The organism is Variovorax glacialis (genome assembly GCF_051216375.1).
GTDB lineage: Bacteria > Pseudomonadota > Gammaproteobacteria > Burkholderiales > Burkholderiaceae_C > Variovorax.
This window is the reverse complement of record NZ_JBPJZT010000067.1, coordinates 1-1,231: the sequence shown is the minus strand read 5'-3', so window position 1 is coordinate 1,231 and position 1,231 is coordinate 1. Positions and strand designations below refer to the sequence as shown.

The 1,231-nt window shown below is 60.0% G+C and carries 1 protein-coding gene; it reads right to left on the bottom strand.

The window, feature by feature from the left end:
- Positions 1–7: 7 nt before the first annotated feature.
- On the bottom strand, positions 8–1,168 hold the full coding sequence (locus ACSFBL_RS35610; protein ID WP_435520503.1) for an IS30 family transposase: 1,161 nt from the start codon (positions 1,166–1,168) through the stop codon (positions 8–10).
- Between the last annotated feature and the right edge of the window lie 63 nt (positions 1,169–1,231).

Below are 1,231 nucleotides of genomic sequence, written 5' to 3'. Positions count from 1 at the left end.
TGCGGATTCAACCGGTCGATGCAACACATTCGCTGAACATCTCAGCGGGTGTATGGAAGCCGAGCGTCTTGCGCGGCCTCTCGTTCAATTGTCTCGCGATCGCGTTGAGTTGAAGCTGTGAGAATCCTGAGATGTCCATGCCCTTCGGCATGTACTGCCTGAGCAATCCATTCGTGTTCTCGTTGGTGCCGCGCTGCCAAGGATTCTGAGGATCGCAGAAGAAGACCTGGATGTCGGTTGCCAAGGTGAACTGCTTGTGGCCTGCCATCTCCTTGCCTCGATCCCAGGTGAGCGACTTGTAGAGCTCCCGCGGCAGCTTGCGAGCATTCTTGACCAGCGCGTTGACGACCGTCTCTGTGTCCTTGCCGTCGACCTTCACCAGCATCACGTAACGTGTCTGACGCTCAACCAGCGTGGCGATCTGGCTATTCGCGCTTCCGAACAGCAAGTCGCCTTCCCAGTGGCCAGGAACCGCTCGATCTTCAACCGTGGCCGGGCGCTCGCTGATCGAGACGGCGTCAACGATTCTTCCGTGGGTGTCGGTCTTCTGCGAATACTGGCGTGACCGTCGCATGCCTCGCGTTCGTCTCAGGTGCTGCAGCAATTCCTTCTTCAAGGCCCCGCGGGCTTGAATGAACAGGCTGCGGTAGATGGTCTCGTGTGACACGTGGCAGTTCTCGTCGCAAGGGTACGTGTGTTTGAGCCACCCCGCAATCTGCTCCGGAGACCATTGCAGCCGTAGCTTCTCCGTGACGATCCGCGCCAAGAGCCGGTTCCTGGCTAGCTTGCAGGGCTTGGGTCGATGAGCCCGATCCCATGCTGCCTGGTCGGCCTGCGTCGCCCGATAGCACCCTGAACCACCGTTGCGCCTGATCTCGCGGCTGATGGTGGATGGCGCTCGCCCGAGAATCAACGCGATCGAGCGAATCGAGAACCCAGCCGCCATGGCACGCGAGATCTCCTCGCGCTCGGCCAGCGTCAGTGCCATCGACGAACGGCTTCGCTCCGGCGGCCGAATGCCGCCAGTGCGCGACAGAATTCCCTGTACCGACGTGTGCGGTCGATTGAACAGCTGAGCGATCTGATGGAGGGTCCATCCCTCCCTCCATCGCTCCCACATCAGTGCCTTCTGGCTGTCTGTGTAGTAGGTTCGCGTCCGGTAAGCCATCTGCAACACTCCTTCTGCCAACGGCAGTCATCAGTGTGTTGCATCGACCGGTTGAATCCGCAA